This window comes from Microbulbifer maximicatervae (SeqCode) (assembly GCF_052467505.1).
In genome coordinates this window covers 3,147,373-3,173,243 of the sequence record NZ_CP174313.1, presented here as the reverse complement: position 1 = coordinate 3,173,243, position 25,871 = coordinate 3,147,373, and the positions used below count along the sequence as shown (strand labels likewise).

At 50.5% G+C, this 25,871-nt stretch carries 23 protein-coding genes; 9 read left to right on the top strand and 14 right to left on the bottom strand.

The window, feature by feature from the left end; all coding sequences use genetic code 11:
- Nucleotides 1-22 precede the first annotated feature (22 nt).
- On the bottom strand, nucleotides 23-1,165 hold the full coding sequence (locus tag ACJJIN_RS14055; protein ID WP_444895146.1) for an efflux RND transporter periplasmic adaptor subunit: 1,143 nt from the start codon (nucleotides 1,163-1,165) through the stop codon (nucleotides 23-25).
- Between the two features lie 380 nt (nucleotides 1,166-1,545).
- Here ACJJIN_RS14055 and ACJJIN_RS14050 point away from each other — a divergent pair, with 380 nt between their 5' ends.
- A complete protein-coding gene (locus ACJJIN_RS14050; RefSeq protein ID WP_282934202.1) occupies nucleotides 1,546-2,508 on the top strand; it encodes an AraC family transcriptional regulator in 963 nt (320 codons plus the stop codon).
- Here the strand turns inward: ACJJIN_RS14050 and ACJJIN_RS14045 are convergent.
- The 9 genes from ACJJIN_RS14045 to ACJJIN_RS14005 form a co-directional block, all read right to left on the bottom strand.
- Nucleotides 2,505-2,789, bottom strand: a complete 285-nt coding sequence (locus ACJJIN_RS14045) for a hypothetical protein (RefSeq protein WP_444895145.1) — start codon at nucleotides 2,787-2,789, stop codon at nucleotides 2,505-2,507. The two genes, ACJJIN_RS14050 and ACJJIN_RS14045, sit on opposite strands and share 4 nt — an antisense overlap.
- 156 nt (nucleotides 2,790-2,945) lie before the next feature.
- The gene (locus ACJJIN_RS14040; protein WP_444895144.1) at nucleotides 2,946-5,258 is read right to left on the bottom strand and encodes an immune inhibitor A domain-containing protein; all 2,313 of its coding nucleotides are present in this window, start codon (nucleotides 5,256-5,258) and stop codon (nucleotides 2,946-2,948) included.
- Nucleotides 5,259-5,538: 280 nt separating this feature from the next.
- The gene (locus ACJJIN_RS14035) at nucleotides 5,539-6,867 is read right to left on the bottom strand and encodes a sensor histidine kinase (RefSeq protein ID WP_444895143.1); all 1,329 of its coding nucleotides are present in this window, start codon (nucleotides 6,865-6,867) and stop codon (nucleotides 5,539-5,541) included.
- Complete coding sequence (locus tag ACJJIN_RS14030; protein WP_444895142.1) at nucleotides 6,867-8,219, bottom strand: sigma-54-dependent transcriptional regulator; 1,353 nt, start codon at nucleotides 8,217-8,219, stop codon at nucleotides 6,867-6,869. Before ACJJIN_RS14030 ends, ACJJIN_RS14035 begins: the two co-directional genes overlap by 1 nt.
- A gap of 102 nt (nucleotides 8,220-8,321) precedes the next feature.
- On the bottom strand, nucleotides 8,322-8,861 hold the full coding sequence (locus tag ACJJIN_RS14025; protein ID WP_444895141.1) for a nuclear transport factor 2 family protein: 540 nt from the start codon (nucleotides 8,859-8,861) through the stop codon (nucleotides 8,322-8,324).
- Between the two features lie 137 nt (nucleotides 8,862-8,998).
- Entirely contained in the window at nucleotides 8,999-10,207 is a 1,209-nt protein-coding gene (locus tag ACJJIN_RS14020) for an ABC transporter permease (RefSeq protein ID WP_444895140.1), read from the bottom strand.
- 9 nt (nucleotides 10,208-10,216) lie between these two features.
- Nucleotides 10,217-11,530 carry an ABC transporter permease gene (locus ACJJIN_RS14015; RefSeq protein WP_444895139.1) on the bottom strand — a complete coding sequence of 438 codons (1,314 nt, stop codon included), beginning with the start codon at nucleotides 11,528-11,530 and terminating at the stop codon, nucleotides 10,217-10,219.
- 12 nt (nucleotides 11,531-11,542) lie between these two features.
- Nucleotides 11,543-12,244 carry an ABC transporter ATP-binding protein gene (locus ACJJIN_RS14010; protein WP_444895138.1) on the bottom strand — a complete coding sequence of 234 codons (702 nt, stop codon included), beginning with the start codon at nucleotides 12,242-12,244 and terminating at the stop codon, nucleotides 11,543-11,545.
- A gap of 82 nt (nucleotides 12,245-12,326) precedes the next feature.
- Nucleotides 12,327-13,607 carry an efflux RND transporter periplasmic adaptor subunit gene (locus ACJJIN_RS14005; RefSeq protein WP_444895137.1) on the bottom strand — a complete coding sequence of 427 codons (1,281 nt, stop codon included), beginning with the start codon at nucleotides 13,605-13,607 and terminating at the stop codon, nucleotides 12,327-12,329.
- Between the two features lie 371 nt (nucleotides 13,608-13,978).
- On the opposite strand from ACJJIN_RS14005, the gene ACJJIN_RS14000 reads away from it, so the two are divergent.
- Together ACJJIN_RS14000 and ACJJIN_RS13995 are read left to right on the top strand one after the other, a co-directional pair.
- Nucleotides 13,979-15,481, top strand: a complete 1,503-nt coding sequence (locus ACJJIN_RS14000; RefSeq protein ID WP_413664447.1) for a SulP family inorganic anion transporter — start codon at nucleotides 13,979-13,981, stop codon at nucleotides 15,479-15,481.
- Complete coding sequence (locus tag ACJJIN_RS13995) at nucleotides 15,481-16,383, top strand: universal stress protein (protein ID WP_444895136.1); 903 nt, start codon at nucleotides 15,481-15,483, stop codon at nucleotides 16,381-16,383. Before ACJJIN_RS14000 ends, ACJJIN_RS13995 begins: the two co-directional genes overlap by 1 nt.
- A 19-nt stretch (nucleotides 16,384-16,402) precedes the next feature.
- Here the strand turns inward: ACJJIN_RS13995 and ACJJIN_RS13990 are convergent, their stop codons facing one another.
- Nucleotides 16,403-18,076, bottom strand: coding sequence for an aminotransferase class V-fold PLP-dependent enzyme (locus ACJJIN_RS13990; RefSeq protein ID WP_444895135.1), 1,674 nt, complete (start codon nucleotides 18,074-18,076; stop codon nucleotides 16,403-16,405).
- 177 nt (nucleotides 18,077-18,253) lie between these two features.
- Between ACJJIN_RS13990 and ACJJIN_RS13985 the strand changes: the two genes are divergently transcribed.
- Complete coding sequence (locus tag ACJJIN_RS13985) at nucleotides 18,254-18,730, top strand: Lrp/AsnC family transcriptional regulator (protein ID WP_444895134.1); 477 nt, start codon at nucleotides 18,254-18,256, stop codon at nucleotides 18,728-18,730.
- Nucleotides 18,731-18,739: 9 nt separating this feature from the next.
- Here ACJJIN_RS13985 and ACJJIN_RS13980 read toward each other — a convergent pair whose 3' ends face one another.
- The 3 genes from ACJJIN_RS13980 to ACJJIN_RS13970 all read right to left on the bottom strand — a co-directional run bounded on the left by ACJJIN_RS13980 (nucleotide 18,740) and on the right by ACJJIN_RS13970 (nucleotide 20,617).
- Nucleotides 18,740-19,450, bottom strand: a complete 711-nt coding sequence (locus ACJJIN_RS13980) for a DUF2238 domain-containing protein (RefSeq protein ID WP_444895133.1) — start codon at nucleotides 19,448-19,450, stop codon at nucleotides 18,740-18,742.
- 86 nt (nucleotides 19,451-19,536) lie between these two features.
- On the bottom strand, nucleotides 19,537-20,109 hold the full coding sequence (locus ACJJIN_RS13975; RefSeq protein WP_413664452.1) for a tRNA-(ms[2]io[6]A)-hydroxylase: 573 nt from the start codon (nucleotides 20,107-20,109) through the stop codon (nucleotides 19,537-19,539).
- 79 nt (nucleotides 20,110-20,188) lie between these two features.
- Nucleotides 20,189-20,617, bottom strand: coding sequence for an acyl-CoA thioesterase (locus ACJJIN_RS13970; RefSeq protein WP_413664453.1), 429 nt, complete (start codon nucleotides 20,615-20,617; stop codon nucleotides 20,189-20,191).
- A 480-nt stretch (nucleotides 20,618-21,097) separates the two neighbouring features.
- Between ACJJIN_RS13970 and fabV the strand changes: the two genes are divergently transcribed.
- From fabV to dapA, 5 genes are all read left to right on the top strand, one after another.
- Nucleotides 21,098-22,276, top strand: coding sequence for an enoyl-ACP reductase FabV (fabV, locus tag ACJJIN_RS13965; protein WP_444895132.1), 1,179 nt, complete (start codon nucleotides 21,098-21,100; stop codon nucleotides 22,274-22,276).
- A 111-nt stretch (nucleotides 22,277-22,387) separates the two neighbouring features.
- Nucleotides 22,388-23,431, top strand: a complete 1,044-nt coding sequence (locus ACJJIN_RS13960; RefSeq protein WP_444895131.1) for an NADP(H)-dependent aldo-keto reductase — start codon at nucleotides 22,388-22,390, stop codon at nucleotides 23,429-23,431.
- A gap of 149 nt (nucleotides 23,432-23,580) precedes the next feature.
- Nucleotides 23,581-23,814 (top strand): DUF2789 family protein, encoded by a 234-nt coding sequence (locus ACJJIN_RS13955; protein WP_413664456.1) that lies wholly within the window; start codon nucleotides 23,581-23,583, stop codon nucleotides 23,812-23,814.
- A gap of 106 nt (nucleotides 23,815-23,920) precedes the next feature.
- Nucleotides 23,921-24,886 (top strand): LpxL/LpxP family Kdo(2)-lipid IV(A) lauroyl/palmitoleoyl acyltransferase, encoded by a 966-nt coding sequence (lpxL, locus tag ACJJIN_RS13950; protein ID WP_444895130.1) that lies wholly within the window; start codon nucleotides 23,921-23,923, stop codon nucleotides 24,884-24,886.
- 92 nt (nucleotides 24,887-24,978) lie between these two features.
- The gene (gene dapA / locus ACJJIN_RS13945; RefSeq protein ID WP_444895129.1) at nucleotides 24,979-25,854 is read left to right on the top strand and encodes a 4-hydroxy-tetrahydrodipicolinate synthase; all 876 of its coding nucleotides are present in this window, start codon (nucleotides 24,979-24,981) and stop codon (nucleotides 25,852-25,854) included.
- Nucleotides 25,855-25,871 lie beyond the last annotated feature (17 nt).

Sequence of the window (25,871 nt, the reverse complement as noted above, 5' to 3'; positions counted from 1 at the left end):
CGGCAAGCCCCTTGCTCTTTGTTTAGTGGCCAGCGACTTGGGTCGCCTTTACCTGCTCCTGCATGGCCACCATTTCCGGTGCGACGGGCATGCCCGGGAAGAAAATCTTTTGCAGGCCATTCACCACAATTTTCTCGCCGGGCTCCAGGCCGCTGCGGATAACCACTAGGTCACCTTGGCGTTGGCCAGCGACCACGGGGCGCTTTTCGGTGACATTACTGTCGTTGACGATGTAGACATAGCGGCGGTCCTGATCGGTAAGAACCGCTTTGCTATTGATTAAAACTGCCTGTGAAACCTCTTCAATTGGCATTTCCACCCGGGCAAATTGCCCCGGTCTGAAAAAGCCGTCCCTGTTGTTAACCACAGCGCGGAACTGAATAGTGCCGGTATGGCTGTTCAGGCGGTTATCAATAAAGTCCAACTCTCCACTGTGTGGATAGCCCTGCTCACCGGCGAGACCTACGCGCACAGCAGGTTTTTGCCCGCTATTAAGTAAGTCGCGGCCCTTAGCAAAAGTCTGTTCGTCACTTTCGAAATACACGTACATTGGGTCGACAGAGACCAGCGTTGTCAGCAGGGTGCTGTCGGCATTGGCGAGGTTGCCTTGAGTAACCAGGGCGCGGCTTACTCGGCCACTTATTGGTGCTTTAACTTCAGTGTATTGAAGGTCCAACTGGGCATTTTCCAGTGCTGCCTCGGCGGCGCTGAGGGCCGCTCGGGCCGAATCTCGCGAAGCGATACGCCGATCGTATTCTTCGCGGGAGATGGCTTTGCTGTTGAGTAGCTGTTTTGCCCGGCCAGCTTGCTTCTCGCTATAGGAGAGGTCGCTGCGAACCCGAGCGAGGTCTGCGCGGGCGGCGCGTTCGCGGGCCTGGTAAGGGCGGGGGTCAATGGTGAACAGGACATCGCCCTGTTTGACCAGAGTTCCCTCGGCAAATGAAACCTTGTCGATATAACCGCTAACCCGTGGGCGCAGTTCAACGGTTTCTGGGGCTGCCACACGGCCGGTAAAGCTGCGCCACAATGTCGTATTTCCTGCAGATACCTTGGCGACCTCCACGGCTGGGGGAGGCGGTTGTTGACCGCTGGGTGCGTCACTGTTGCAGCCGGCGAGTACCAGTGCAGATACGCCGAATAAAACCGTCGTTAATTTTCTTACCATTACGCGTGTACTCCCTTTGCTACGGAGGGGGAAGGGCTATTGGGTGCTTCTCCCAGTAAGGGCGTAACTCTAGCGGTGGCCAAGTTGGTTGCGGTATTCGGGAACTGTTAATTGATTGCCTATTTCTACTTAAGGCGTGCTTTTGGGTTGGAAGGATCACATTCTGGAGGACGTGTAAAGAACTGGATATATAACTAGTTATCGCAAAAAGTGATTAAGATATTACAGCGACTGTAGGGCTATTAATCGGTTATGGTTACCTATTACTGCACAGTAATTGCCCAATCCTGCAAAACTACACGGAAATTGCCTAAAACTCCGTATACTCTGTGCCACTTCGTGTTGAGTCGTGGAATTGTTAGCGGGCACAAGGGGAGCATATGAGCATTGAAAAAAGAGCGGAATTCAACTCTGTCGCCATGGATATGGAGTCGATACGGCAGAAACTGATTGCCTCCCTGATGCGTCAGGCACCGGAACAGGGATTAAATGAAACAGTACTGGGTGGTCTCTCCCTGATTCGCTGCAACGAGCCGGGAGCCTGTGCGGCATCGGTGTATACACCGTCCCTGAATTTTATTATTCAAGGCCGCAAGACCTTGGAGCTGGGAGACCGGGAAATTTCCTATATGCCGCTGAGCTATGTGGCAACCTCAGTGCACTTACCGATCCTGGGACGTGTTGAAGACGCTTCCTTGGATACTCCATTTCTCGGCGTAAAGATAACGATCGATCCGCAAGAGGTGGCAGACCTGGTTATGGAGCTGGGTGATAAGGCGCCGGGTGTGGAGGCTGGCTACGACTGTCCCGAAGTCAGCTGCGGCCTGTGCCTGACCAAAATGGATTACGGTATGCTCGATGCGCTAAACCGGCTGGTCTCCTTGCTGGATAGCCCTAAAGATGTCCCGATACTGGCGCCATTAGCCCGGCGTGAGATTATCTATCGCGCCCTGATGGGGGAGATTGGCGCGCGGATGCGCAAGTTTGCCATGGTAGATAGCCAGGCGAACCGGGTATCCCGGGTGATTGAGGTGCTAAAAGACCGCTTCTCAGAACCGCTGCGTATCAGTGATTTGGCCGATCAGGCCAATATGAGTGAGTCATCCCTATATCACAGCTTTAAGCAGATCACCCGCATGTCCCCGTTGCAGTTCCAGAAAAAGCTGCGCTTACATGAGGCGCGACGCCTAATGTTGACCGAGGGGCTGGAAGCGGCTTCCGCCAGCTATCGGGTTGGCTATGAGAGCCCCTCCCATTTCAGTCGTGAATACAGCCGCATGTTTGGTCTTCCGCCCCGCGCGGACGTGATTAAATTGCGCGGTGAACAACGGGTCCCAGCTTAATTTGAAACTGGGTTGCCCTGCTTCAAAACAAATAAGCTGCACCACCCTTCGGGACTGATATCGCCCTCCACAACCAGGCAGGCATTGGGGGGCTCAAACAGCTGACAGTCCACGCACTTTTTCCCATCCTTGGGAGTATCCTGGTAATTTACCTTGTCTTTTTGCGCTTTGATTTGGGCCTGAGCTGAGGGTGTTGAAATAAATGTGGCAGGAATTAAAAGTAGCGATGTTCCTGAAAGCTTAAGAAAGTGGCGACGGGAGTTGTCTAGAGGCTTTTCCATAAATGAACGCCTGAATGATGAAAATAAGTTTCTGGCATTCAGGTTAGCTGGAGAAGGGAGTTTTGCTCAAATTAAAGGCTTTGTTTTAAGCGGTAATCTTATTCTATTTGTTAAATTGGAGACGGCGCCATGTAGGCGCCGTCTGTTTTTACTTCTTTACTTGGTTACGCGTATTTTAGCTACAGATTTATCTCCGCTGCGAGATACGACCCGAACCTTTAAGCCGTAAGGTGTGATAGCGCGGCCGGCATCTGGTATTTCTTCGCTGCTATAGCTCCGGGTGTCATTAAACAGTGGGTAGCGGCGGTTGTGAGTGTCACTTAAGAGTATGCCGTAGTCCTCGAGTAAATCCAGAACCATGTCGTCGGCTCTTTCGATGTTAAATGTGGCATCGTGAACCTGATAGCGGGTACTGGCAACGGAATCATCACTCCATCTCAATACATTTTGGTCGGCATCAACAACTCCGAGGAAGCCATTTCCTGGGTGTACGCCAACCCAGTTATTATCGTAGCTGGAATCTACGTACCAAACCAAGAGGCCTTCTGTGAAAGTGAGCATCTCGCCGGCTACATTCACATGTGCCAATCCGGCATCAACGCCGCGATGAGTACGCCATTCGAGTAAGTAGTAGTGATCGTGCTCAAGATAGCCTGGGTTTCGGCTAAAGCCTGCAAGGCTAAAGTTGCCATCAGTTTCAGCATCATCGAAAAGGAATGTTGTGTCATCAATTTCGATGCTGATGTCATCGGCAAAAAGACCTGAATTCGCTACGGCGCCATCAGTAATATAGGTAAGTGAAAGGCTAATTTCTTGCCCGGCGTAAGCGCTTAGATCGAATGCAACGTCAATCCAGCCCTCGGAGCTACCAGTAATACCATTACCTGGGTTGGTGCCGTTGGGGTTGGTATCTGTAGTTACTGAACCAGGAATGGAGACAAAGCCATCACCGGAATCTACCATGATCGCGGCGTAATCCCAATCCAGCTCAATGTCGTACCAAGCTTTGAAAGAGAGGCTTGCTGTTTCTGCATTGCTCAGATCAACAGATATTGTCATAGAGTTTTGCAGGTTGTTGCCGCTACCGCTGAAGTAGGCGTATTCTCCACTGCTGGGTTCGGTAACTATTTCTTGTTTTGCTGGTAGGTCAATTCGGACTGCATCGTTATTGGTCCCCTTATTAACCGCTTCATCGAGTAGCAACTCGATACCGCGGCGAGGAATTTCATCTAGTGCAATAGTTTCACCATGAAGCCAGTTCCCACCATGGTTGTGTTGCAGGTATTCCTTGGCATAGGCAGAGAAGCCGGTGGGCTCTGAACCCGGAATAATACCGGCCCAGCTACCACTGGACATAATGGACCAGGAGGAGACGGGTTCACCGCGACCGCTACCATCGGTATCGTATTCATCGGGCAAGCCCAAATCATGGCCATATTCATGGCTGACAACCCCTGCAGCGGCGTCCGCCGGCTGAATGGTGTAATCATAAGCAGCCATAGTGCCGCCCCAGTAATCTACCTCCGCAGTAGTTCCTTCAAGTGAATAGACGCTGCCAAGGTTCCAACGGTGAGACCAAATGGCGTCTTCACCCAGTTGCCCGCCACCTGCTTCTTCACCAACCGAGGAGTGGAAGATCATGATGTGGTCTACCAAACCATCTGCTTCCCAAAAATCGCCATCACCATCCAAGTCGTAACGGTCTTCAATATCAAAATCTGACAGGTTTACTGTGGGGTCGGCAGCTGCAGCTTCCAGGGCCTCACGAATTAGGGAGCGAGCATCACCATCAGTGTTATTGCCGTAAAAAGCTGCTGGTTGGCTGGCCATATACCAACCTGCTACAGAGCCTTCCACTGAGTAGCTGTTACCGGATTGCTGCCAGTAAAACTGTTGCATGGATAGCATGTTTTCCCCACTGGGGCCTTCAAAGCCGTTTTGGGAGAAAAGTAAGTCAGCGTAATGTTCAGCGGCGTAATCCGCATAGTACATATCACTCTCCCCGGGCTCGATGCTGTTATGGGGAAAATCGGGGAACTCCATCAAAATAGCGAGAACCCGTGCAGTTTGGGCTTCACCGTCGTAGCTCTCTAGTTGAATATTTCTAGGGTGGCGGCTGCCATGGTTGCGGTGAAGGGAGCCTTTGCCCCTTTTAAGCCGGGGGTGATGTTTTCCACGGGCATCGCGCATCATCGTTACGGTATCGCTGGAAAGATCTTGAGCCCCATTAATGCTATGGGTGGCCCGCTCTTTTAAGTAAGCCCTTAAAGTGCGTTCAGCTTCTGCAATAGAGGCATCTTGGCTGATGCGCCCAGAGCGCTTGAGCATATCAATTAATTTGGCTTCATTGGCAATGACCAAGTCAACTTGATCACCACCTTTTTGATGTGAATTAATCGCCTGGGCATTGGCTGCCATCAGGCTCAGTGCAAGTGTGCTGGCGGAGAGCAAACTATTTATTTTTAACATAGTCCCTTCTTGTGCGTTTCGAGATAAATTAAAGCTAGATTTGAAGCCTGACTCAATTAGAATTTTTTATGGTAGTCAGGTTTCGAACTTTGGTAGCTTGGTTTTTTTATTGTCAGCTACAAAGGAATGACGTTTTTGTAGGAGTTGGCCGCAATATTTTTGTGGGGAGGCGGAGTAATTTTACACCTTAGTATTACTTTTACGTGATTTTATAGTGTTTTTTAAAAGTAAAAACTCATTAGCTTATCAATAATAGGGGGTTAATAATGTAGGGTGTTGCTCACTTATGTGTTTTGGTTTTCCAGGGCATCCAAAGGCAAATCTGTAAGCCTCCATTAGGGCGATTCAAAAGCTGAATATGTCCATCATGCGCATCAATGATTTCTCTACATAGAGCTAATCCCAAGCCCACGCCTTGCTCTTTTGTTGAGAAGAAGGGGAGTAGTGCCTGCTCAAGTACTTTCTCACTCATCCCGCAGCCTCGGTCGGAAAGTACTAGCTTCTGTCCAAAACTGTCGGTACTAACTTCAAGTTCAATATCTTTGCTATCGCTACCAGCTTCTCGTGAATTCTTAATTAGATTTAGTAGGGCTTGCTCTATTTGGATGGGGTCAAAGTAACCGGGTTCATCTGGCAGGCTTCCCTTAAGGGAAAAAGCTTGAATTGGCATTATGCGGTTGACTAGCTCCTGCCAGCTAATAGTCTCATAGCTTGGAGCTGGTAGTTTGGCAAAAGAGGCGTATCCCTGAGTGAACTCTGTCAGGTGTTTACAGCGGTCTGCAATAATATCGAAAACCTTCTCCAAAGCCTGTTCTTTTCCAGGTTTTGTTACCAGCATTTTTCCAGAATGCGCGAGTGATGAAATTGGGGCTAGAGAGTTATTCAGCTCATGGCTGATCAAACGGATAACTTTTTTCCAAACTTCTACTTCTGCACGAGTTAGCTCACGGGTCATTTCGCGTAAAACTATTAGTCGGTGTTTTTGTGTGTTTAAAACAAAAGTACTGTTTCCGATATGCATGGAGTGGGGACCGTTGATATCGGCATAATTAAACAGTCCATTCTTCCAACTGTTAATGGCGCTGGCAATTTCTTTGGGACTCTTGGATAAAAGCTTCTGTAAAAGTAGTCCTTGTATTGGCCTTCCATTGTTAAGAAGTTGCTTGGCACTACTGTTTGAATAAATAATACGATCGTTTTGATCCACCAGTAGAAGAGCTTGGGGTGATGTTTGGATAACCGTATCCAAAAGGAGTTCCCGTTGATAAATATGGGCACGTTCCTTGCGTAAGTGTTCCCCTATCTCGTTATAGAGAATTGTTATTTGTCGGAGTTCACTATCCTTGGGGTGTACTAGGGAGATTGAGAAATCGCCGTCACGGAAATTTAGCAGGCCGTTTTGTAATGATTTCAGGGTGCTAGTTAGGGGGGCAATTATAAGGCGAACCAGTACAATTAATAACGGCAATGAAATGATAAGTCCCGCTGACCAGGCGAGTGATGGGCTAAAACCAGCCCGAGTACCGAGCCAGGATATGGTAATACCGGCGATTAAGGGAATGGCCGTTGTTGCAATAAGGCGGCCTTCTAGTGAAAAATATTTCGACATCAATAGGGTATACCGTGTTTTTCCAGACGACGGTATAGTGCTTGGCGGCTCATACCGAGTTCTCGTGCAGCCTGGGCAATAATGCCATTGCAGTTGGATAGTGTCTCTTGTAGCAACTCGCGGCTGGGCTCAAAACTCACTTCCACTTTATCGGTTGTCATTTGTTCAGGAAGTGCCAGGACGGCTTCGTCGATAGTATCCTTCTGACTTAGGACGGCCGCTCGCTGCATAACATTTTGCAGCTCCCGTACATTACCGGGCCAATGATAGCGAGTAAGGGCATTTAATGCTTGAGGAGATAGTTTTTTGGAGTTGCCATTTTCTGCGAGGAAGCTTATTGCAAGGGGGGCGATGTCCTCAGGGCGCTCATGCAGTGGAGGAAGGCGCAGCTCTATAACATTGAGTCGATAAAATAAATCCTGGCGAAACTTGCCTTCCTCGATAGCCTTGTGGAGATCCCTATTGGTAGCACTGATTACCCGAACTTTGGTTTTGCGGGTTTGGCTGCTGCCTAAACGCTGGAATTCCCCGGTTTGGAGTACGCGCAGTAGTTTCACCTGGCCACTGGGTGACAGCTCGCCAATCTCATCGAGAAATAGGGTGCCGCCATTGGCAGCTTCAAACCTGCCTTCCCGTGCCCGATTGCCGGCGCCGGTGTAGGCTCCAGGTTCGGCTCCGAACAGCTCTGCTTCCATCAGATCTTCTGGCAGTGCACCTACGTTAACTTTAATAAAAGGCCCTTCTCTAGATGAAGAGTTCGCCTGGACAATCTCAGCAATCTTTTCTTTGCCTGCCCCATTTGGCCCTGTGATCAGGATGGGAACTTCAGATTTCGCTACTTGAGTGGCCATCTCCAACAGCTTTTGCATTTTATCGCTGCGGTAAATTATGTCTTGTAGTAAAAAGTCCTCCCGTAATTGACTGCGAGCATTCAAAGCTTGTTGCTGGGATGCCTGCTGGCGCTTTTGTAATTCTCCCAACTCCAATAAATTGTTAATTGTGGATATTAGCTTATTATCATCCCAGGGCTTACCCAGGTAATCAGCAGCACCAGCTCTGACTAACTCAACGGCCATTTCCAGTTGAGTCCAAGCGGTCAGCAGGATAATCGGAAGGTCCGGATTTATTTCCCGAATCGCGAAGAACAGTTCTTTGCCTTCTTCTCCAGAAGTTGTGTCAGCGGTGAAATTCATATCCTGGATAACCAGGTTGATATCGCTATTCTCTCGTAGTAGCTGTAAGCCGGCTTGAGGAGTAATCGCACAAAGTGGCTGCAAGTCATGCAGAGACAACAGGATCTCCAGGGCAGAAACGATACTGCTGTTGTCGTCAATAATAAGTACTTTGTCCATAGTTTCTAAGACACGCTATTAAGGCGCCTATTATGCAATGTGTTGATGGCGAAGGGGAGTGCTTGTGGCAGGTTTTCCCTGCCACAAATAGATTAGGGATAGTTAGTGGGCGATATGTTGCTCAGCAGGTTTATGGTCGAAGCTGAGTACCCTCGCGAGCTGCCACTTTCCGTCTACCTGTTTCCAGAGATGAGTAAACTGTGAACTTTCCCGTAAGATCTCAGATTTGTCGTCATTGATGCCATAAAATCGATGGGTGCCTGACTGAATAGCACCGTAATGGTTAACAGGGTAGATTTTAGTGCTCTCGATTACCAGTTCACGACGTGCACGAATACCATTTCCATTCTCACGCTGTTTACACATATTGGTAATGGCATTGACAAACTCCTCTCCAGACTTTGCTGTTTGACCCCACTTGTCATGGTACATTTCAAAGTCATCGGTAACCAAGTTTTGTGCTTCTCTTAGATCACAATTATTGAATAATGCATCAAATAAACGTTGGTCGGCTCTAGTAATTTGTTGTACTAGTTCTTCAGTTACTAGTGGGCCAGCAATAACCGGATGTTTTTCAGCTTGTGAGTTTGGGCTAATGAAGGTTAGCCCCACAAAAAATAAAGAAGATATTTTTTTTAACAAGATCAATGTCCTTATTGTTTATTTTCTGTAGTCTGGGCATGTCCGCCGGATGTGACAAATAAACCATGCGAAGTGAATAAAAAATTTTGACCTTTATTTGGGGGTGAGTATGTAGTTCACCCCCTCAAGGTTGTTGTTTAAATACTTCGAGTAGCTGTTGCCGGTGATATATTCGCTGCTCGCAAAGCTGGGGCAAGTGCAGCAGCAAGGCTGACCAAAAGGACAAGTAGTGCACAAACAACTAGGGGAACAATCGTTAAAGCAGGCTGTGAGTAATCGCGAACCATATATTGATTGGCAATCAGTGCCGCTGCACTTCCCACTGCGATACCCAGACTCGCTATCATTCCATTCTCAATAAGGAAATATCGGCTGATATTAGTACGGGTGGCCCCTAATGCACGCCTAACACCAATTTGCTTGGCCCTTTGATTAATCCAGAAAATGGTTAGACCTACAATGCCAAGAGCTACAATAAAGCTCAACATGGCTGCAACAATAGAAAGTACTTTAACCATCATATTGTCGATAGCATAGCTGCGCTTGACATACTTAGAGAGTGGTTCAACAGAGATTACTCGCTGAGGGTCCCGTTCAGACAGCTTGTCAGCTAACACCTTCATTACCTCATCGCGTTTGCCCGGCTCTGTACGTACTATATATTTTGCATAACGCCTATTTTTTATTTCTGGGTAAAACATCACATTGCCAGCTTTGGACCATCCAACCCAGGCTCCCAAGTGCCGTTCTACAACTCCGACTATTTCCATCGGTTCAGAGCTACCACCGGAGAAAATTGGCCGCCCTATAGGATCCTGATTGGGGTAGAACTTGTCAGCAAGTTGCTGGGTGATAATGACAACAGGTTTTTTTGTAGCCTCGTGAGAGTTGCTGGCCTGCATATCTGCCTCGGTAAAGTTGCGACCTGCGACTAACTCTAAATTTAGGGTGTTAATAAAGTGTGGATCAACCTGATAGTAGTTGGCTCCCTCACCGCCGATCTCCTGATTGGCTTTATTGTGATATACCGAAGACGATCCTGATTGCGATAGAGGGATTTGTTGAGTGATCGAAGCATCGATAACATTTGGAAGTTGGCGGAGAATCCCCAAATCGGCTCTTACCGCCCCAATTGTGTCGTAGTCTTTTGGTATTGCCATGAACCCAATAGTAATAATGTTGTCGACATCGATTCCTGTGGGCCGGTTTATCTTTTCTACTCTATCTTGGATTATTATTGCTGTGTTGCTGATAATTGCCAGGGTTAAGCCAAGCTGAAGGGCAATCAGCAGTGCAGAAACTTTGTTGCGCCAGAGGGCGGACAGCATCGGTTTTAATTCAAGCATGGTCAGGCCTTACTGGGTTTTCAGGTAGATAGAAGGGTTGGTTTGACTGATCTTCAATGCTGGATAGAAACCTGCCAATAGGCTTGCGACAATAGCCAGGCCAATAGCCGCAACCATCATGACCCAATCCATAGTTGGGAGTGTGTCGATTTGGCCCATGGCCAGGTAGCGAATGCCGCTAAGGCCGAGTATGGCGAGAAAGATGCCCGCTACTCCTCCGATAATTCCTATGGTTGCGCTTTCAATCAAGTGCTGGGTGAAAATCGCACTTCTACTTGCTCCAAGAGCGCGACGTACACCTGCTTCTGGTGCCTTGCGTAGAAATTTCGCCAACAACAATGCGACGGCATTGATAATACATACCAGGAGAAACGCCAGAGAAACCCACCCAAGAATACGGTTGTCATCACTGAGTACCTCATTGAGAACCAACCATTCAGATGGTTTACTCAAGGCAAATTTTAGTGGTCGCTCGAAACGCCCTTGAGCTTTCTCTTGCTGTATATAAGCGCGAAGAAAATTTTCGTACTGCGCTTTTTGCTCGCTAGTTGTAAGTTCAACCCAGTATTGAACCCAGAGATATTCACTCTGTAGAAACTCTTCATATCCCTGCGGATCGGCATTGTCCCAGCCATTGGTGTTGCCCCAGCTGTGAATTTCCAACTTGCGGTGTAAGCCAAAGGGTATGAATAACTCTTCTACTGTATCAAACGGGCTGTTGTTGACATCATATACCTTTGGTGAGGGCTCCCAAGTGTCGATAACCCCCACTACCGTATAGGGTTCGTCGTTGAGTTTTATTGTCTTTCCAACGCTATTTTGACCAGAGAATAGCTTGTCATTTGTCGGCTTGGAAAGCACAACTACTTGAGTAGGAGAGCTATCAGCAGACTCCTCCCAGGTGCCGCCATAAATAAAGGGCACATCGAACAAAGCGAAAAAGTCCCGGGTAGTTACCCGGGTATGTGATTCAAAAGGTCTAATAGCAGAGTTTTCAATCTCAACGGTAAAACCGTAGCGATGCATGGCAACTTGACGGGTGGGAATATCTGAGCGCAATAACGCTTCGGCGTCCCGATAGGTCAGCTGCCAGGGTATTTCATTCTTACTTTTGTAAGCTTTATTAACATCCCAACTGTCTAGCTGTACAGCAAAGAGAACGTCGTCTTTGTGCTTTAAAGCATTCTGGGACATGGTGTAGTTCAGGGTCAGCACCGTCATAGAGGCGCCGACACCGACTGCAATAGCGGCAACCATTAAGCTGCTTAAAATCGGGGTTCCGCGCAAACTTCGTAGGGCCAGGGAAATATAGTATCCAAACATGGTGCAGTCTCCTTAAGCAGTAACGGCAGCAGGATGCTCGGGGACCGCACGTAAATCGCAAACCTGTCCATCTACGATCTGGATGTTGCGGTGGGCACGGCGTGCAAGTTCTGGATCGTGGGTAACCATTACGATGGTGGTTCCCCACTCGTTAATAAACTCCAGTAGCTCCATTACCTGGCGGGCCATTAAGGAGTCGAGGTTACCGGTGGGCTCATCCGCAAGCAGAAAACGGGGTTCGCCAGCTAAAGCGCGGGCGATAGCGATACGTTGCTGCTGTCCACCGGAGAGCTGTGCCGGCAGGTGTTTAGCGCGTGCAGAAAGGCCTACCTGCTCGAGCACTTTTTCAATACGCTTGCGACGTTCTTTTGCATTGAAACCACGATAGCGCAGGGGAACGTCGATATTGTCGAATAAGGTTAGGTCGGGAATCAGGTTAAACCCCTGGAAAATAAAGCCTATTTTTTCGTTGCGCAGATGTGAGCGCTGGCGGTCATTGAGATTACTGACATTCTCACCGTCGAGCAGGTACTCTCCACTGGTGGGCGTTTCCAGTAGGCCGGCGATGTTGAGAAAGGTGGTTTTACCGGAGCCACTGGGGCCGGTTACAGAAACAAACTCACCCTCTTTAACCTCGAGACTGAAATCGCGCAGCGCATGAGTTTCGATAGTATCGGTACGGAAACTTTTACGGATATTGTTCATTTTCAACATTGCGATATTCCCTTTTTCTTAAACTTTAAATTATTGATTGATTTACTAAGGAGCTATATCGAGCTCCAATTTGAACTCGGGGTTAATCTGTCAGCGCAATTAGCTGGGCATTTTCGAGTTCCTCGGAAGAGGAGATAATGATTCTGTCTCCCTCTTGTAGGCCCGAGATAATCTCTACCTGTTTTAAGCCAAAGGCGCCTATCTGGATGGAAACTCGCTCCGCCTGTTGTTCGCTGTTCAAACGAAAGGCATGGTTGCCACCGCTTTGATCGAGGAAGCCACCGCGTTTGACCAACAGTACGTTATTGCGGTTTTCCAGCAGTATGCGGGCGGTGAGGCGGAGATTTTGTCGAAGCTTTTTCGGCTGGCCCTCAGTGAAACGAACCCGTGCAACCACCTGACCGTTGATGACTTCGGGGGAGATTGCGGTAATTTCCCCGGATAATTCTTTTCCACCGAGATTGATTGCCACGGCCATGCTGATGCCCAGGTCGTCGGCATAGTTTTCCGGCACCTTGGCCTCGAGTTCAAAGCTGGTGAGATCGACAACTGTAATAAGTGGCGCATTAGCGCCTACGGCGCTGCGCTGCGCCACAGCTAAGCTACCGACGGTGCCGTTGACCGGTGAGATAATGTTCAGCTCGCGTACACGGCGCTCAGTTTCTTCTACCTGAAGGCGTTGTTGTGAGACCTGGAGTTCCAGGTTCTGGGTTTCAAAGGTCAGTGATTCTTTTTCCAGTCCCGCATTTTGTACGGCTTGTTCGTACTCCAGCTGGGCTCGGGCCATATCGTCTTTGGTTTTTTCAAAATCCAGCCGCGAGATAATTTGCTTTTCCATAGACAGCTCTGCACGTCTCAACTCTCGCTTGGCAGCGGTGAGGTTGACTTTGGCCAGGTCGGCCTTTTGCTGGTTTTCCATATGCTGGCGTTTGGCCTGGATTTTTTGGCGCTGCAGGTTCACCGTCAACTGGTTGAGTTGGGCGTTTTCCTGGGCCAGTTGATTGGATAGTTCCGGGCTGTCGACGGTGGCCAGCAATTGCCCTTCGTCAACGGTATCCCCAGCTTTCACCGCAAACTTCACAATGCCCTGGGCAGGGCTGAAAAGCGTGGGGCTGTTTGCAGCGACCACCTGGCCCTGAACCACCAGGTCCCGCACCAGGTCTCCTCGCTGGACCTGGGCGATATTGACTTGAGACAGTGAGAGGGTGCTGTCGACAGAGCTATTGCTGTGCCAGGAATTGATACCCCAGATCAGGAATGCCACTGTCAAACTGGCAAATACCGAGGCTTTGACGACCTTTTTGTTCTTCCAAACCGGCACGGCTTCTATCTTGGTATCTTGCCTGGAAGTATCTCTAATCATTGCGGCTTTCCGTTTCTCTTACTGTTTGCCTGTCATTGCTATTTGGATGCAGGCTTTTGGAAATTTGGATTCAGAGTTAAGAATCTGCTTGTTAGGAGGGGTATCGCAATAAGCATGCCAACAGTTAATCTTTATTTAACTTGTTGAAATAAAAGGAATTTTTTGAAACTTTGTAGTTTTTGGTTTTCTTGATGGTGTCCGCAAAAAGTGTCCGGTGTCCGCCTTGTCCACGGTCGGACGGCAGTGGACAGTTCTGATATTTGTCAGAGGAAAAGTGGTGAGAGGGAGGCTACGCCATGCGGGGTTGCTGCCGTTTATGGTAGAGTGCGCGGCCTTTTTTTGATCAATCTCAATTTAATTAGCTGTCTCCTATGTTTCCTTCGCTGCTCTCATCGACCAAAGCCGACTGGTTCGGCAACATACGTCGGGATGTTCTCGCCGGCCTGGTAGTGGCCCTGGCTTTGATACCCGAAGCCATCGCTTTCTCGATTATCGCGGGCGTTGACCCCAGAGTCGGCCTCTACGCCTCTTTCTGTATCGCTGTTGTGATTGCATTTGTCGGCGGTCGCCCGGGAATGATCTCCGCTGCCACCGGGGCCATGGCTCTGCTGATGGTGACCCTGGTGAAAGAACACGGGTTGCAATATCTGCTTGCGGCAACCTTATTGACGGGGGTACTGCAGATTATTGCGGGTTACCTGAAGCTGGGGAGCTTAATGAGTTTTGTCTCCCGGGCTGTGGTGACAGGGTTCGTCAATGCCCTGGCAATATTGATATTCCTGGCGCAAATGCCGGAATTGATCGGCGGTACCTGGGAAGTCTATGCAATGACTGCGGCGGGTCTGGGGATTATTTACCTGTTCCCTTATATCCCCGTGATTGGCAAGGCCGTGCCATCACCGCTGGTGTGTATTCTGCTCCTCACCGCAGTGGCAGTGACGATGGGATTGGATATTCGCACTGTCGGCGATATGGGTGAGCTGCCGGATACTCTGCCTGTGTTCCTCTGGCCAGAAGTTCCGCTTAACTTTGAAACCTTACAGATTATCTTTCCCTACTCCGCAGGTCTGGCCGTTGTGGGCTTGCTGGAATCCCTGATGACGGCGACGATTGTCGACGACCTGACGGATACTACCAGTGACAAGAACCGTGAGTGTAAAGGTCAGGGTATTGCCAATATTGCTGCGGGTACCCTGGGTGGTATGGCTGGCTGTGCCATGATCGGCCAGTCTGTTATTAATGTGAAATCCGGTGGCCGCGGCCGTCTTTCCACTCTGGTGGCCGGTATCGGCCTGCTGACACTGGTAGTGTTTATCAGTGACTGGGTTGCTGTGATCCCCATGGCGGCGCTGGTGGCAGTCATGATTATGGTCTCTATCGGCACCTTTGACTGGGGCTCCATCCGCAACCTGAAGCACTACCCACTCTCTACAAATTTGGTCATGCTGGCCACTGTGGTTGTGGTAGTGTGGACTCACAACCTGGCCTATGGTGTATTTGTCGGTGTACTGTTGGCATCGCTGTTCTTTGCCAACAAAGTCAGTCACTTTATGTATGTGAGCAGCTCCCTGGATGAAAAGCAGAGTCGCCGTACTTACAAGGTCATTGGGCAGGTATTTTTCAATTCAGCCGATAAGTTTACCGCGTCATTTGATTTCAAAGAGGTGGTGGATACGGTGGTGATCGACCTCAACCGCGCGCACTTCTGGGATGTTTCCGGGGTTAATGCGCTAGATAAGGTGGTGCTTAAGTTCCGCCGCGAGGGAGCACAAGTTGAACTGGTAGGACTGAATGAAGCCAGTGAAACGATCGTCGACCGTTTTGGCGTACACGATAAGCCCGAGGAAATTGAGCGGGTTCTTGGAGGACATTGATGGCCGTAAGCAACAGCGAAAATAACAATGAGAACACAGGTAATAGCGGCAAGGCGCCATTGATACTCTCTTGTATCGATGGCTCTCATTACACTGGAGCGGTGTGTGATTACTCGGCCTGGCTGGCCAGGAGCCTGCAAGCACCGCTGAAGCTGTTGCACAACATCGAAAGAAGCAGTGTCCCTGCGGTAACCGATTTTACCGGCAGCATTGGCCTGGGAAGTCAGGAGGAGTTGCTGGAAGAGTTAACTGCGCTGGAGCAGCAGCGGGCGCAGTTAATGGTGCAGCAGGGCAAATTGATGCTACAGGCCGCCCGCAGCCGCGCCGAAGATGCCGGTGTGCAAAATATTAAAGCCTGCCAGCGTCACGACAGCCTGACAGAATCAGTGGTGGAAATGGAAGATTCCATTCGCGCGCTGGTATTGGGAATTCGCGGTGAAGAGCACGGGGATTCTGAGCGTGGACTTGGCTCTCACCTGGAGACAGTGGTGCGCTCACTGCACAAGCCGATTCTGGTGGTCAATCGGGACTTCACAGAGCCCAGCAGGGTGATGCTTGCCTACGATGGCAGTGAGGCCTCGTGCAAGGCATTGGCGATGGTTGCAGAGAGCCCATTATTTCGCGAACTCTCCTGTCACCTTGTCTATGTAGGGCCCGCTGAAACTGCGGAGAATTTGTTGGCTGAAGCCTCGGCCAAACTGGATTCTGCAGGGCTCACTTGCACTGCCAGTAATCTCACCGGCAATACCGTTGAAGCTTTGGTGGCCTATCAAACCGAGCACCAGATTGACCTAACCGTGATGGGAGCTTTCAGTCACAACCGCCTGCACGACCTTCTGATGGGAAGCATCACTGTAAAAATGTTGTTGAAAGCCCGCCAGCCTCTGTTGCTGTTGCGGTAGAAGCCCCTTCGCTTCCCACTTAAAGTGCCAGTGCCGCTTCCCGGGGGCTGGCAAACCAGCGTAGGGGTTCTGCCTCATCGGGTAGTCTTAAATCGTAGAAATGGGCTTCGCGACCAACTTTGCGAAGCTCTTTTTCTCCCATCATTAAATAGCTCTTAAGATCTAAGTTGTAACGGTTTTCCTGCTCTTGTTGCGTGTCTTTATCAGTAAATGTCAGCTGAGAAATATCAAGCGATGTCCTCATTCTCTTATCCTGATATCTCCATACGCCGGTGAGTGGGTCAAAACGGTAAAACGGCAACAATCTCCAGCCGTAGTTGGCGACCAGGGCCACTGCCTCCAATAAGTATTCGAAGACCTCCTCGCTGATAAAATAGTTAAAGTTGAGTCTTATCCAACCGGGTCTCAGTACCTTCTGACCTTGCAGGATTTGTTCTTCCAGGGATTTACTGTGGGCCATATCGATGCCCAATAAAGCGTGTCCATAGGGACCGGCACAGGAGCAGCCTCCGCGAACCTGAATACCAAACAGGTCATTGAGCAATGCCACCACAAAACCGTAGTGAAGGTCCTTATTGTTCCATTTAATTCGCAGGGAGATGATGGATAGTCGTGCGGAGTCAGTATTGCCGAGTATCTCAATGGCCTCCTCCTCCGACCAGCGTTGCAGTGCCCGCTGTAAAAATTGGGTTTCGCGTCGACCAATCTCTTTTGCGCCCACCGTCTGTTGAAGTTTGAAAACCATACCGGCCCTGATCGACTCGATAATGGCTGGAGTGCCGCCCTCTTCACTGCGCTCGGCGTCTTCCAGATAGCGGTGATCTTCCGGTGTGACATAAAGGACGGTACCGCCTCCCGGTGTAGCAGGTACCGAGTTTTTCAGCAGGTCTTCGTGTACAACCAGAATACCTGGAGTGCCAGGTCCTCCGATGAATTTGTGCGGGGAGATAAACACGGCATCCTTTTGGTAGTGGCTATCCGGCGTTGCTGGCCCTTGCATATTAATTTGCACATAGGGTGCTGCGGCGGCGTAGTCCCAAAATGATAAAGCTCCGTGTTTTTTAAGGAGTGCAGTCACGGCCTCTACATCTGTTTTGATTCCGGTTACGTTAGAGGCCGCAGAAAAACTGCCGATTTTAAATGGTCTATGGGCATGGGCGCGCAGTTCTGATTCCAGTACTTCAAGGTCAAGTTTGCCTCTTTTATCCAGTGGAATAGCGATTAAATCGGCAATGCTCTCTCGCCAGGGGAGTTCATTGGAATGGTGCTCGTATGGGCCGATAAAAATAACCGGGCGATCATGTTCGGGAATTCTACTTAAGAGTTGGTGTTGCCTATCCAGGTCTGCGGGCAGGCGCAAGTTGAGAATATCGATCAATTTGTTGATCGCGGCTGTTGCACCAGAACCACAAAAAATCACTTTATGGTTATCGCTGGCGTTGACTGCCTGACGAATTTCTTCACGGGCCTGCTCCCGTAGCGCGGTGGTATGGGCACCGGTATAGGAACTCTCGCTGTGGGTATTGGCATAGAAGGGCAGTACCTGCTGGCGGATAGTCTCTTCGATAAATGTCAGCGCACGACCGGAAGCTGTGTAGTCGGCGTACACCAGAGGACGTTTTCCAAACGGCGTTACGATTGCTTGCAATTCGCCGATTACCGAGTCGCGGATGTGCTTTATCAGGTCTGTCATGATTTCCTTTCCCCTGTTTTGTGGGGCTCACTTTAGTCCCGAATGCTTGAAACAATGTCTCTACTTGTATCTTTTATTGTGTAATTTATGAATGACTGTGCCGATAATAAGATTTAAATCGTAAAACTGTGCCATAAAGCGTCATTTTGTGTGATTGGGCGAGGCGGGGACTGAGTGATGACTGAAGGATTAAGCAAACTGGATAGGGCAGTACTCGAGCTGTTGCAGGCTGATGCGACCCTGTCAGTGGGGGATATTGCCGAGCGGGTTGGGATGTCCAAGTCGGCATGTTGGCGCCGCATTCACCGTCTTGAGGATGAGGGGGTGATTTGCGACAGGGTTACCCTCCTTGATCAGCAAAAACTGAACTTGCCGCTGACGGTCTATATTTCAATTCGTACCAACCAGCACAATGATCAGTGGGCCGCCCGTTTTAGTGAATTGACACAGGGGGTGGCTGAAATTCTTGAGGTCCATCGTATGAGTGGAGATTTGGACTATCTGATCAAAGCGGTAGTCACCGATATGCCTGGCTACGATCGTCTCTACAAGGAGCTGATCAAGGCCGACCTGTTTGATGTCAGCTCCAGTTTTGTAATGGAGACGATGAAGCAGACAACCCGTTTACCGCTAAATCATGCATTGTCGAAATAGGGGTGGATTCTAGCCGCGTCGATTACTCCACCAGTGGCGCAATCGGGTTTCTCCCAGGGCGCTGTCACCCGGGGGGGGCTTAAGGCTGTTGCGAATCTCACTCCAGGCGTTGGAGTTCAACCACAGGTTCAGGGCGAGTACCACCAGCATGGTGGTGATAGAGCCGAGCCCCGCTAGCAGCATATCTTTCTGCGCATCCCAGATGTCTCCCTGAGAGCCGAGGAAGGCTGCGCCCAATTCTGGAGAGACAGCTTTCGCCGCTTGCCACTCGATGATTTCGTAGATTGATGAGAGCGCAAAAGTCACGTCTACCGGGAAGAAATAGGCCCAGAATCCACGCAGTTGAGCCAGGCGCACAAGAATCTCTCGCACCGGATAGGCCAGGAGAAGGCCAAAGCTGAAATGCACCAGGCGGTCGTACATATTGCGATCGGAGCCCAGCCATTCCTGTAAGGTGTAGCCAAAAGGCGTTTCGGCATAGGTGTAGTGAGAGCCGATCACATGAAGGCACATGAAGATGGTGATCAATGTATAGGAGATATTCGATGAGGGAAAACTCCGTGCACTGATCAAAATGATCGGTAGAGCGGCAAATACCAGATAGTTCTCAAGCAACCAGTCATCGGGGTGCAGGGGGTTCCAGGCAGACCAGGCCCAGGTAATGGCAAATGTGGTCAATAAGAACAGGCGGAACCAGTGTTGGCGAAGGAAAGTCTGCATATGTTTGGCGCCTCTACGTCGGGCTAGAGATTGGCGCCAGGATACACCATTGGAGGGGAATAGGAATTGCGTTGAATTACGGTCCGCTAATGCAATGCCGCGCGGTGTGGGAGTGCGGCAGTAATCGCGGCTTCCTCGTCGAGTAATTCAGATAGCCTCGCTTCCACTTTTTCGCGGGGAAAGTACTCCAGGGCGAGTTCGACAAATAGTTCGTGGTGGCGAGCCTCGCTATCGGTGATGACCTGGTAGAAGGTTTTCAGGGGGCCAGCTGGCAGTGCCTCAGCCACCAGCCCAAAGCGCTCGCACCCCCGCGCTTCGATGATCGCTGCGGTGAGCAGGCGGTCCATCAAGTATTCATCTGGCCCCCGGCGAATCAGTTGGCGCAGGGCGTTGATATACGGATCTTTCTCATCCGGTGCCTGGTAGATCCCTCGATCATGCATAATCTTAATAACCTGGCGGAAGTGGTTCATTTCTTCCAGTGCCAGGTTGATCATGGCTTCCACTAAAACGGGCTTGTCGGGATAGTGGGAGAACATGGATACCGCCATGCCGGAGGCCTTTTTCTCTGCGGCAGCATGGTCCTGCAGGAATCGATCAAAGTCGGCGAGCACCACTTGAGCCCAGGGTTTGGGGGTGTGAAATCGCAGTTCAAACATAGTCGATGGCGGTTAGTGCAAAGCGTCAGTATACCGCCACCGTTTCACTGCTCTAGAGCGTTATTGCTCCGGGGTAGAGTCAGCTGGCAATTCTGCGTTCGCGAACCTCCCGCTCTTGTTGAGTAACAATTCGGGCCTGTTCCAGAGACATGCCGGCCTTTGCGTGAGGGGTGGGCTTGCCATTTGCGTCCAGCGCGACAAAAACAATTTGGTCCACTTGCACAATCAGCTGCTGCGACTGTTTGTTGCGAACCTCGCAGTGGACTGTGAGCGAGGTTTGGCCGATACCAACCACTTCGAATCCAAACTCCACCACATCACCGCAGCCAGCGGAGCTGACGAAGTCAATTTCCGACATCAGTTTGGTGACCAGCATTGGAGTACCCATCTGGCAGCCGGCAAAGATTGCTGCTTCCTCATCAATCCAGGACAGTAGCTGTCCGCCAAACAGGCGCTGGGCAGGATTGAGGTCTCCGGGTTTCACACAGTGTCGCGAATAGTATTTCACTCTGACCTTCCTAACTTACTACAGGTTGAACAACGCTCGAGCCATCCCTGGCTTGCTGTATGACAGCGAAAAGCTTCCTTCACTGGTGAGACTGCATACAGCGTGCCAAGCCAGAAAAAGCGCAGTTGATGAATTTTCCTGTGGAAATATGTCAATTAGCCCTTTTGTGGCACCGGCTTGGCGCGACATTAATCACTGTAGCCCCTTTTATGTGCAGGAAAGTCAGGAAATATCGATTTCCTGTTTGGGTTTTGAACAGGATATGGCGCTTTGGCCGGGATAGTAGATATTTTGGACGTCATCTATCGATTGTGGGAAATACCGCTATGGGACTCCTCGGCGACAGAGATTAGAATGGCCCACGAACCTGACCCAGGCGTCGCACTCACGACCTTGGGTTGATAGTTCTCCGGAGCGCCACCAGCGTATCTGTAATCAGGTAACAACGATTCCCAAAAGACGAAGGGAGAGACTGTAAGGATGATCATCCAGCCGAAAGTACGCGGTTTTATTTGTACCAATGCCCACCCGCAGGGCTGCGCTGCTAACGTACGCGAGCAGATTGAGTATATTCAGTCCCAGCCAGCGGTCGAAAATGGGCCCAAAAAGGTGCTGGTGATAGGTGCCTCCACAGGCTACGGCCTGGCATCACGAATTACAGCTGCTTTTGGTTGCGGCGCAAGCACCCTTGGTGTGTTCTTCGAGAAGCCGCCTACTGAAAAGCGCACGGCTTCTGCGGGTTATTACAATTCCGCAGCTTTTGAGCAGGAGGCCCACAAAGCGGGGCTTTACGCAAAGAGTATCAATGGCGATGCCTTTTCAGATGAGGTGAAAGCCCAGACTGTAGAGATGATCAAAGAAGACTTAGGTCAGGTTGATCTCGTGGTTTACAGCTTGGCATCCCCGCGTCGCACAGATCCGAAAAGCGGTGAGCTGTATAGCTCTGTCCTCAAGCCCATTAACAAATCTTACACTGCCAAGAATCTGAACACTGACAAGCTGGAGATCTCCGATATTACTTTGGAGCCGGCGAGCGACGAAGAGATCGCAAATACCGTCAAGGTTATGGGTGGTGAAGACTGGGAACTGTGGATGCAGGCCCTCGGTGATGCCGGGGTATTGGCTGATAATTGCAAAACTGTGGCTTATACCTATATCGGTGAAAAGTTGACCTGGCCGATTTATGGTCACGCGACTATCGGTAAAGCTAAAGAAGATCTTGATCGCGCGGCAAAAGCGATCACCGATAACGGTAAGGCTGCGGCTAACGTTGCCGTTTTGAAGGCGCTGGTGACCCAATCCAGCTCTGCTATTCCGGTGATGCCACTCTATATCTCTCTTGCGTACAAAATCATGAAAGAAGAGGGGACTCATGAGGGCTGTATCGAACAGCTATACCGCCTCTACACTGAGGGGCTCTATACCGATACTCCACGTCTCGATGATGTGAACCGTTTACGTATGGACGAGAAAGAGCTGCGCCCTGAGACTCAGGCGAAGATCGAAAAGCTCTGGCCTGAGGTAACGGCTGAGAACCTGTTTGACTTGACTGACTTCAAGGGCTATCAAGCGGACTTCCTCAAGCTGTTTGGATTTGGTGTTGATGGCATTGATTACGATGCAGACACCTCACCTATGGTAGATACCAAATTCGGCTGATTTTTTGCGGGACTCCATTTGGGAGTCCCGTTTCCCCTTCCGTAACGCACTCCTACAACTCTTCCTAGCAAAGCTGCATAATCCGGTTTTTCGGTTTATGGGGGCTCTTCAATGGAGTATCGCCAACTCGGCACCACCAACCTTAAGGTCAGCCAGATCTGCCTGGGCACCATGACTTATGGTGAACAAAATAATGAAGCTGAATCCGCTGAGCAGCTCGACTATGCAATATCTCAGGGGGTTAACTTTATTGATTGTGCGGAAATGTATCCAGTTCCGCCACGGCCAGAAACACAGGGCCGAACCGAGGAATACATCGGCAACTGGCTGGCTGCGCGAGGAGGCAGGCACCAGGTTGTTGTCGCAACTAAAGTGGCAGGCCGCAGTGCCGCCAATTCAGGTGTTGGCCATATTCGCTCGGGTCCCCGTCTGAACCGAGAGCAGATTTTGCAGGCTTGTGATGATTCCTTAAAACGTTTGCGCACTGACTATATCGACCTCTACCAGGTCCACTGGCCTGAAAGGCAAACCAATTTCTTTGGGCGCCTGGACTATGTCCACGGCAGCGACGATGGTGTGTCAATAGCTGAAACATTGGGCGCGCTTGAGGAGTTGGTTGAGCAAGGCAAGGTTCGTCATATCGGTGTTTCCAATGAGACTCCCTGGGGTATGTTTGAGTACCTGCAGCAGTCGATTGCCTACGGAAAGCCAAGGATTGTTTCGATTCAAAACCCCTACAGTCTTTTAAACAGGGCTTTTGAAGTTGGCTGCGCTGAAATTGCTATTCGCGAGAGGTGTGGCCTATTGGCGTACTCCCCCCTCGCATTTGGGGTTCTTTCGGGCAAGTATCTGGGGGGAAGGAAGCCGGAGGGTGCACGACTTACCCGCTATGATCGCTTTCAGCGCTACGCTGGAGAGAGAACCCAGGCTGCGACCCAGGCCTATGTGGATTTGGCCCGGGAGTTTGGTCTGGACCCTGCGCAGATGGCACTGGCATTCGTGAATCAGCAGCCATTTGTCACTTCAAATATCATTGGCGCCACAACTATCGAGCAATTGCGCTCCAATATTTCCAGCGTTGAAATCACCCTGGATGGTGAGCAATTAGCGGCTATCGAAGCTATACACCAGGGGAACCCCAACCCGGCGCCCTAAAAGGGCAGAGTCTGAATTCTATTGATGAAAGCCTGTGATGCCTCTGAAAGCCCCGCAGGAATAATGCGGAATGAATCAGGGGCTGCCCAACTATAATTGGGGGAGTCGCCATGAAAATATGGCTGCCAGAATAGATAGCGGTAATCGTTATGGAAACTACTGGACATCACACACTGAAGGACCTGTTTTCCCAGTTGGGGCTGGCGTCTGAAGATGCACAGATCCATGAATTTCTGGTCACGCACTATTTGCACCGTCATGAGAAGCTTTCCTCCGCCTCCTTCTGGAGTGATGGGCAACGAGAGTTCCTGGAGAATGCTATCTTGGATGATTCGGATTGGTGTGTCGCAGTGGATGAGTTGGACACCCTGTTAAGGCACTGACCTCCTGTGGCTGTTACGCAGTCCCTGCTCTCCTCGCATAGGGTATACTACGTCGTTTTCAACCGACTTAGGTTGCGCCTCGGCGCCACACCCTGATATAGATCTGATGGAAAAACCCCGATTTCGCGCGGCGCTGCTGCATCCTCGCTACTGGCTGACCTGGCTGCTTTTTGCACTATGGTTTTTGATCGCGCAATTGCCCTATCGCTGGCAGTTGGCCATGGGCCGTGCGTTTGGCCGCCTAATGCTAAGAGTAGCTACCAGCCGGCGCACGATTGCTGAACGCAATCTCGCGCTGTGCTTCCCCGAGCTGGGGGAAGATGAGCGAGCTGAACTTCTTAGGCGTAATTTTGAGTCCAGTGGTATCGCCTTGATGGAAACCGGCATGGCCTGGTTTCGCTCTGCAGCGTGGTTACGGAAACGCTTTACCTTTGAAGGGCTGGAAGCCCTGCAGGCCATCCAGGCCCAAGGCCAGGGCGTTCTCCTGATGGCCATGCATTTCACTACCCTGGAAATCGGCGCCGCCATGATGGGGATGAGTATCACTCTCGATGGCATGTATCGGCCGCACAAAAATCCGGTTTATGACTACATGCAGCGCAAGGGGCGAGAGCGCCATACTGAGAATGGCAGTGTTTATCAGCGTAAAGATGTGCGCGGGGTATTGCGAGCCCTGCAGCGCGGGCGTGCGGTCTGGTATGCTCCGGATCAGGATTATGGGATTAAGCAGGGGATCTTTGCTCCTTTCTTCGATGTTCCGGCGGCGACTGTTACGGGAACCTCACGGTTCGCCAGGGTAGGCAAGGCCAAAGTGGTGCCCTATGTGGTGACACGACTGGATGATGGCTCAGGTTACCGTTTGAAGATTTACGATCCTATTGATCAGATCCCTTCGGGAGATGAGCTGCAAGATGCCATTTTGGTGAACCAGTTTATCGAAGCGCGTATTCGCGAGGCCCCAGAACAATACATGTGGGTGCATCGCCGTTTTAAGACCCGTCCTGAAGGGGCAGAAAACGTGTATCACGGGGTACGCAAAAAGAAAAAGAAACGCAAAAGAGTGGCGAGCTAGTCGCACTGGCGCAGATACCCTGGCCTAAGTAACATACTGAACTGACTCTGGCGGTGGTATTCCGGGTGGAGTGCAAAAAATAAGGAGTGAGGATGTTAACCGGTAGTATGGTGGCCCTGGCCACCCCAATGTACGCAGACGGAAGCCCGGATTGGGACAGTCTGCACAACCTCGTTGAGTGGCATATCGAGCAGGGGACCCGAGCACTGGTTGCTGTGGGGACTACCGGTGAATCTGCAACCTTGGACTTCAATGAGCATATTGAGGTTATTCGACGTGTTGTGGACCAAGTGGCAGGTCGAGTGCCAGTGATTGCTGGAACTGGCGCAAACTCTACTTCTGAAGCGATTGACCTTACAGAGAATGCCGCCCGATGTGGTGCAGATGCCTGCCTGCTGGTTACACCTTATTACAATAAGCCCACCCAAGAAGGCCTCTACCAGCACTATCGTGCGGTGGCCAAGGCTGTCTCCATTCCCCAAATTCTCTACAATGTTCCCGGCCGCACAGCAGTTGACATGTTGCCGGAGACGGTACAGCGCCTGGCGTTGGTCGGCAATATCGTAGGCATCAAGGAAGCCACCGGTGATCTGAAGCGGGCTAAGGTTTTAATAGATACTCTGCCCGAAGGGTTTGCCGTTTACTCTGGCGACGATAGTACCGCGGTTGAACTAATGTTACTGGGTGGTCATGGAAATATTAGTGTAACCGCTAATGTGGCTCCCGCAGCAGTGGCCCAAATGTGTGAAGCGGCGCTGGCCGGTGATGCGGTGACTGCACGGACAATTGACCAGCGAATACAAATATTGCACAAAGTGCTGTTTTTGGAGTCCAATCCGATACCGGTGAAATGGGCTCTCCGGGAGATGGGTCGTGTCGACGGTGGAATACGCCTACCTCTGACAAGTTTATCCCCTGAGCACCACGGAACAGTGCGCGAAGCTCTGCGTAGTGCCGGTGTACTCTAAACCCGCGAACTGAGAAT